Raw genomic sequence first — 6,841 nt, forward strand, 5'->3', positions numbered from 1 at the left:
AAGTGGACGCGGGCGGCGGACCGTTGCCTCGGGGGGACGCCGACGGCCGTCCCTCGGGGGAGCCGTCAGACGGCGGCCTTCTTCAGGCGGCGCCGTTCACGCTCGGAGAGGCCGCCCCAGATGCCGAAGCGCTCGTCGTTGGAGAGGGCGTACTCCAGGCACTCGGAGCGGACCTCGCACGCCAGGCAGACCTTCTTGGCCTCACGGGTGGAACCGCCCTTCTCCGGGAAGAAGGACTCGGGGTCGGTCTGCGCGCAGAGGGCGCGCTCCTGCCAGCCGAGCTCCTCCTCGGCCTCGTCGACCAGCAGTTCCTCAAACAGCTCGGTCATGTAAAGCCCCTCATCCGTTCTCGCTGCCCCGTGGTGTTGACGTGACCGGTTTCGGTCGAACGACACGAGTGAAATTACAAGCGGGTCATTCCCGGCGAGTCAAGCCAAGATCTGCTATTGGGCCCCTGATTCACCCTGCGGAACCAAGGCCTTGCAGAAAGTGTTCATATCGGGATGGACCCCGACATTTGCCACCGGCTCACTCGCCCCTTCCGTGCCGTCCGGCACGACGTGGCCGCGGGCGCGCGGGACTCACGGGACACGACTGACGTCGCAGGTATCCCCATCCCGGAGTGCACAAACCTTTCGCCTGGGAGAGCAACCGGAAAAGGTGAATCACAGCTCACATAGGGGACATCGGGTTGACACCGCGCGCATGACCCGGTCTCCTGTTGGGCATGCTCGCGAATTCGGCGCTTGTGGCGACTCACACCGGTGAGTCCCTCCGCGCTGCCCGCGCGTGCTGTTGCTGTACGAGCTGTTGAGCCCACCGAGCGCTCCAGCCACCCCCCCACCGCAGTTGCGACAGCCCCGCGCGTCCCCCGTCACCGGGACGCGGCCCCCGCGCCTGACTCACCCGTTGAGGACCCTCCGCAGATGAACAGCGACGTCGAGATCGCCGGCGACATCCTCGCCGTGCAGCACCTCCTGCGCCCCGCGCCCGAGCACCCCGCCACCGTGGCCGACTTCGTGGGCCTCGCCCGGTCGATCGCGGCCGACCGCGACCAGTGGGCGCACCTCGTCGAGTACGACGCCGCCTCCCGCTGGTACCACCGGCTGCGCACCGGGCCCGGCTACGAGGTCTGGCTCCTGAGCTGGGTGCCGGGCCAGGGCAGCGGCCCGCACGACCACGGCCCCTCCTCCGGCGTACTGACCGTCTTGGAGGGCGAACTGACGGAGCGTACGGAGCGCGGCGCGCGGGCGCTGGCCCCCGGCGCGCAGCGGGTCTTCGCGCCCGGCTACGTCCACGACGTCGTCAACGACGCGCTGGAGCCCGCCGTCAGCCTGCACGTGTACTTCCCCGGTCTGACGGAGATGCCCATGCACACCGCGCGGTGCGCCTCCGCCGTCCCGCGCGGGACCGCGCCCGGGAGCGCCGTACCGGCCTAGGACCTCGCGCGGAGCCCGCCCGGCGGCGATGTCGCACCCGCCTGACATGCTGGGCGCATGCGACGCATTGTGGTTCTGGCCGGGGGCATCGGTGGTGCCCGTTTCCTGCGTGGGCTGAAGGCCGCGGCCCCCGACGCGGAGATCACCGTCATCGGCAACACCGGTGACGACATCCACCTGTTCGGGCTCAAGGTCTGCCCCGACCTCGACACCGTCATGTACACCCTCGGCGGCGGCATCAACGAGGAGCAGGGCTGGGGCCGCGAGGACGAGTCGTTCACGGTGAAGGCCGAACTCGCCGCGTACGGCGTGGGTCCCGAGTGGTTCGGGCTCGGCGACCGGGACTTCGCCACCCACATCGTGCGGACCCAGATGCTCGGCGCGGGCTTCCCGCTCAGCGCCGTCACCGAGGCGCTCTGCGACCGCTGGCAGCCGGGCGTCCGGCTGATCCCGATGTCCGACGACCGCGTGGAGACCCATGTGGCGGTCGACCTCGAAGGCGAGCGGCGCGCGATCCACTTCCAGGAGTACTGGGTGCGGCTGCGCGCCTCCGTCGAGGCGCACGCGGTGGTCCCCGTCGGCGCCGACCAGGCCAAGCCCGCACCGGGCGTCCTGGAGGCGATCGCCGCCGCCGACGTCGTCCTCTTCCCGCCGTCGAACCCCGTGGTGAGCGTCGGCACCATCCTCGCCGTGCCGGGGATCCGGGAGGCGATCGCGCAGGCGGGCGTGCCCGTCGTCGGCCTCTCCCCCATCGTCGGGGACGCGCCGGTGCGCGGGATGGCCGACAAGGTGCTCGCCGCCGTCGGCGTCGAGGCCACGGCCGGTGCGGTGGCGCTGCACTACGGCTCCGGGCTGCTGGACGGCTGGCTGGTCGACACCGTCGACGCCGGCACGGTCGAGGCGGTCGAGGCGGCGGGCATCCGCTGCCGGGCGGTGCCGCTGCTGATGACCGACCTGGACGCCACCACCGCGATGGCGCGGGCCGCCCTGGAGCTCGCCGAGGAGGTGCGCGCGTGACCGGATCGCCCGCCTTCCGGGTCTGGGCCGTCCCCGGGCTCCCCGAGATCGGCCCCGGCGACGACCTGGCCCGGGTCATCGCGGCCGCCGCGCCCGACCTGGCCGACGGGGACGTCGTCCTGGTCACCTCCAAGATCGTCAGCAAGGCCGAGGGGCGGATCGTCGCCGCGGACTCGCGCGAGGAGGCGATCGACGCGGAGACCGTCCGCGTGGTGGCCCGGCGCGGGACGCTGCGGATCGTGGAGAACCCGCAGGGTCTCGTCATGGCCGCGGCAGGGGTCGACGCGTCGAACACGCCGAAGGGGACGGTGCTCCTGCTGCCGAAGGACCCCGACGCCTCCGCCCGCGCCGTGCGGGAGGGGCTGCGGGAGGCGCTCGGGGTGGACGTCGGGGTGCTCGTCACCGACACGTTCGGGCGACCCTGGCGGGCCGGGCTGACGGACGTGGCGATCGGCGCGGCCGGGGTGCGGGTCCTGGACGACCTGCGCGGCGGGTTCGACGCGCACGGCAACCCGCTCAGCGCGACCGTCGTGGCGACGGCGGACGAGCTGGCCGCGGCCGGCGACCTGGTCAAGGGCAAGGCGGCGGGGCTGCCGGTCGCCGTCGTGCGCGGCCTCGGCCACGTCGTAGCCGACGAGGCCGAGGGGGCGCGGGCGATGGTGCGGCCCGCCGCGGACGACATGTTCCGGCTCGGCACCTCCGAGGCGGTGCGCGAGGCGGTGACCCTGCGGCGGACCGTCCGCGCGTTCACCGGTGAGCCGGTCGACCCCGGGGCGGTGCGCCGCGCGGTCGCCGCGGCGGTCACGGCGCCGGCGCCGCACCACACGACGCCCTGGCGGTTCGTGCTCCTGGAGTCCGCCGCCTCCCGCACCCGCCTCCTGGACGCGATGCGCGACGCGTGGGTCGCCGACCTGCGGCGGGACGGGAAGTCCGAGGAGTCGATCGCCAAGCGGGTCCGGCGCGGGGACGTGCTGCGCGACGCGCCCTGCCTGGTGGTGCCGTGCCTGGTCATGGACGGCTCGCACCACTACGGCGACGCGCGCCGGGACGCGGCCGAGCGGGAGATGTTCGTCGTGGCGACCGGGGCGGGGGTGCAGAACTTCCTCGTCGCGCTCGCCGGGGAGCGGCTCGGTTCGGCGTGGGTGTCCTCGACGATGTTCTGCCGGGACGTGGTGCGCGAGGTGCTGGAGCTGCCGGAGTCGTGGGACCCGATGGGGGCGGTGGCCGTCGGACACGCGGCGCAGGCCCCGCGGGAGCGGCCCGGCCGGGCGGCGGAGGACTTCATCGCGGTGCGGTGAGCGCGAGGGCGGCGAGCCCGGCGAGGTGGCGAGCCCGGCGAGGTGGCGAGCGGGGTCGCTCAGAGCAGGGCGATGTCCGTCTTCGGCATCTTCGGCTGCCGGCGCGGCGGGGTGCGGCCGCTCAGCAGGATGAGGCGGGCCGCGCGGTGGCGCTGGCCGGCGTACGGCGCGAGCAGCTCCAGCATGCGGGCGTCGTCGGCCTCCCGCTCGTCCGCCAGCGCGTAGCCGACGATGCCGGGGAGGTGGAGGTCGCCGGTCGTCACGGCGTCGGGGGCGCCGTGGCTGCGCTGGACGGTCTCGGCGGCGGTCCAGGGGCCGATGCCGGGGACCAGCTGGAGGCGTTTCGCGGCGTCCTCGGGGGACATCGCCGCCGCCTCCTCCAGGCGGCGGGCCACCCGCACCGCGCGCAGGATCGTCGACGCGCGCTTGTTGTCGACGCCGGCGCGGTGCCAGTCCCATGACGGGATCAGCGCCCAGGTGCGGGGGTCCGGGAGCACGTACATGCCGAGTTCGGCGGGGGCGCCGGGGGCGGGGTCGCCGTACCGGCGCAGGAGCCTGCGCCAGGCGCGGTAGGCCTCGTCGGTGGTGACCTTCTGCTCCAGGATCGAGGGGATCAGGGACTCCATCACCAGGCCGGTGCGGGTGAGGCGCAGGCCCGGGCGCCGGTGGGCGCTCGTCGCGAGCAGGCGGTGGCGGGGAGTGAACGCGGCGGGGTCGTCCTCGGCGCCGAGCAGTCCGGGGAGGTTGTCCATCAGCCACGGGGCGCCCGGGCCCCAGGCGTCGGCGTGCACCTCGCGGGTGGCGGTGGCGCGGAGGCGGATCGTGCCGGGGCCCAGGGGGGTGCGGGTGCAGCGCCAGACGGTGCCTGCCGCCGTACGGCGGTAGGCGGGGTCCTGGGGGCCTCTGCGCAGGGGCTGGGTGACCAGCGCGAGGTCCGTCACGTCGTACGGCGGGGTCCAGCGGGTGGTCGCCGTCGGCGCGGACGGTTCGACGGTCGCCGTCGGGCGGGGGCGGGGGAGGAAGCGGCCGGACACGCGCACGAGCGTACGGGGTCGGTGGGGCTGCCGGGGCTCCCTCGTGCCGGGAGAGGCCGACCTCACGCGTCCGACGAGAACCGCACCGCCCCCGCCGGGAGTACCGCGTCGCACCAGACCCGCGCCCCGGAGCGCAGTTCGTTGTCGGCGCCGACGGCGGCGCCGTCGCCGATGACGGAGTCGTGGACGGTGGCGCGGGTGCCGATGACGGCGCCCTCGCCGACGAAGGAGTCGGTGACGACGGCGCCGGGCTCGACGGTGGCGCCGGCAAGGAGGACGCTGCCGCTGATGCGCGCGCCGGCGCCGACGGCCGCGCCGGGGCCGACGACGGTGCCGGCGGTGAGCTTGGCGTCGGGGGCGACGGCGGCGCCGTCGAGGACGAGGCTGTCGCCGCACCGGCCGGGGACGGCCGGGGAGGGGGCGCGGCCGAGGACGAGGTCGGCGGAGCCGCGGACGAAGGCCTGGGGGGTGCCGAGGTCGAGCCAGTAGGTGGAGTCGACCATGCCCTGGAGGTGCGCGCCGGCGGCGAGCAGCTCGGGGAAGGTCTCGCGCTCGACGGAGACGGGCCGGCCGGCGGGGATCCGGTCGATGACGGATCTGCGGAAGACGTACGCGCCGGCGTTGATCTGGTCGGTGACGATCTCCTCGGGCGTCTGCGGCTTCTCCAGGAAGGCGGTGACGCGCCCGGTCGGGTCGGTGGGCACGAGGCCGAAGGCGCGCGGGTCGGGGACGCGGGTGAGGTGGAGGGAGACGTCGGCGCCGGACTCGTCGTGGGCGGCGACGAGGGCGGGGATGTCGAGGCCGGTGAGGATGTCGCCGTTGAAGACGAGCACCGGGTCGTCGTCGCCGCACCGCAGCCGGGAGGCGACGTTGCGGATCGCGCCGCCGGTGCCGAGCGGCTCGCGCTCGGTGACGTACTCGATCTCCAGACCGAGGGCCGAGCCGTCGCCGAAGTACGGCTCGAACACCTCGGCCAGGTACGAGGTGGCGAGGACGATGTGCTCGACGCCGGCCGCCCGGGCCCGGGCGAGCTGGTGGGTGAGGAAGGGGACCCCCGCGGCCGGCACCATCGGTTTGGGCGTGTGCACGGTGAGCGGACGGAGCCGGGTGCCCTTGCCGCCGACCAGGAGGATCGCCTCTGTCACCTGTCGCCTCTGCTTCCTGCTCGACCTGTGTCGCGTCGTCGTGTGTACGGATCTCGAATACGCATGCCACGCATGGGTCGGTCAGTGTATGCAGGCGGTTTGCCGCTCGTCTTGTCAGCGTCCTTGCAGTTTCGCCGAGGTGCTGCGGGCGCTGCCGAGCTTCTTGTACAGCTTTCCGCCGGGGCACTCGGTGGCGAAGCCGTCGCGGTGGCCCGAGATGACGGCCAGGGAGACCTTCTTGCCCTTCTTGTAGAGGTTGCTGCCGCCGGAGACGAGGGAGACCCTTCCGCGCGGGTCCGCCCCGAAGAGGCCGAGCTTCCAGGCGGTGAGCCGGGCCACCGCGTCGACCGCGGCCTTCGGCGGGGCGGAGTTCGTGTAGGTGCCGAGGACGGCGATGCCCATGCTGTTGGTGTTGAAGCCGAGGGTGTGCGCGCCCATCACGGGCTCGGCGACACCGCCCGCCCGGCCCTCGTAGACGGTGCCGCACTTGTCGACGGCGAAGTTGTAGCCGAAGTCGCGCCAGCCCTGGCTCTTGACGTGGAAGCGGTAGATGCCCCGCAGGACGGCGGGGGCGTCGGCGCAGCGGTAGTTGTTGCCGGTGGCGCTGTGGTGGACGAACGCCGCCTTGACCGTCTTGGTGTAGCCGAACTTGGCCTCGCGCAGCTTCTCGTCCGCCCCCCAGCCCTTGCGGGTGACGATGCGGGGCCGGGGGCCGATGAACGGCTTGGTGGCCGGGGCGCCCTCGGCCGCGGTGGGCAGGTCGGCCTCCTCGGTCGCCTTCTTGTCGAGCGCGGGGATCTCGTCCGCGCCGAACGAGGTCAGCTTGGCGTTGACGGCGGACGACGCGCCCTGCGCCGCCGTGAGGGCCGCCGCGGGACGGCTCGCCGCGGTGGCGGTACGGTCGGCGG

The 6,841-nt window shown here is 74.0% G+C and carries 7 protein-coding genes; 3 read left to right on the top strand and 4 right to left on the bottom strand.

Annotated elements, in window-relative coordinates; all coding sequences use genetic code 11:
• Positions 1-65: 65 nt before the first annotated feature.
• Positions 66-329 carry a WhiB family transcriptional regulator gene (locus tag ACFWEG_RS27600; protein ID WP_387220442.1) on the bottom strand — a complete coding sequence of 88 codons (264 nt, stop codon included), beginning with the start codon at positions 327-329 and terminating at the stop codon, positions 66-68.
• A 597-nt stretch (positions 330-926) separates the two neighbouring features.
• On the opposite strand from ACFWEG_RS27600, the gene ACFWEG_RS27605 reads away from it, so the two are divergent.
• Genes ACFWEG_RS27605 through ACFWEG_RS27615 form a run of 3 tightly spaced genes read left to right on the top strand, consistent with a single transcriptional unit; the run spans position 927 to position 3,754 of the window.
• A complete protein-coding gene (locus ACFWEG_RS27605) occupies positions 927-1,439 on the top strand; it encodes a cysteine dioxygenase (protein ID WP_387220445.1) in 513 nt (170 codons plus the stop codon).
• Positions 1,440-1,496: 57 nt separating this feature from the next.
• Complete coding sequence (cofD, locus tag ACFWEG_RS27610; RefSeq protein WP_387220448.1) at positions 1,497-2,456, top strand: 2-phospho-L-lactate transferase; 960 nt, start codon at positions 1,497-1,499, stop codon at positions 2,454-2,456.
• A complete protein-coding gene (locus tag ACFWEG_RS27615) occupies positions 2,453-3,754 on the top strand; it encodes a coenzyme F420-0:L-glutamate ligase (protein ID WP_387220450.1) in 1,302 nt (433 codons plus the stop codon). The genes cofD and ACFWEG_RS27615 overlap by 4 nt, the downstream gene beginning before the upstream one ends.
• A 59-nt stretch (positions 3,755-3,813) precedes the next feature.
• On the opposite strand, the gene ACFWEG_RS27620 is transcribed toward ACFWEG_RS27615, so the two are convergent.
• From ACFWEG_RS27620 to ACFWEG_RS27630, 3 genes are all read right to left on the bottom strand, one after another.
• Entirely contained in the window at positions 3,814-4,788 is a 975-nt protein-coding gene (locus tag ACFWEG_RS27620; RefSeq protein WP_387220453.1) for a DNA-3-methyladenine glycosylase family protein, read from the bottom strand.
• A gap of 62 nt (positions 4,789-4,850) precedes the next feature.
• On the bottom strand, positions 4,851-5,933 hold the full coding sequence (locus ACFWEG_RS27625) for a sugar phosphate nucleotidyltransferase (RefSeq protein ID WP_387220456.1): 1,083 nt from the start codon (positions 5,931-5,933) through the stop codon (positions 4,851-4,853).
• Positions 5,934-6,047: 114 nt separating this feature from the next.
• The coding region (locus ACFWEG_RS27630; RefSeq protein WP_387220458.1) for a peptidoglycan recognition protein at positions 6,048-6,841 on the bottom strand (794 nt) is incomplete at its 5' end.

The organism is Streptomyces sp. NPDC060194 (genome assembly GCF_042728285.1).
Taxonomy (GTDB): domain Bacteria; phylum Actinomycetota; class Actinomycetes; order Streptomycetales; family Streptomycetaceae; genus Streptomyces.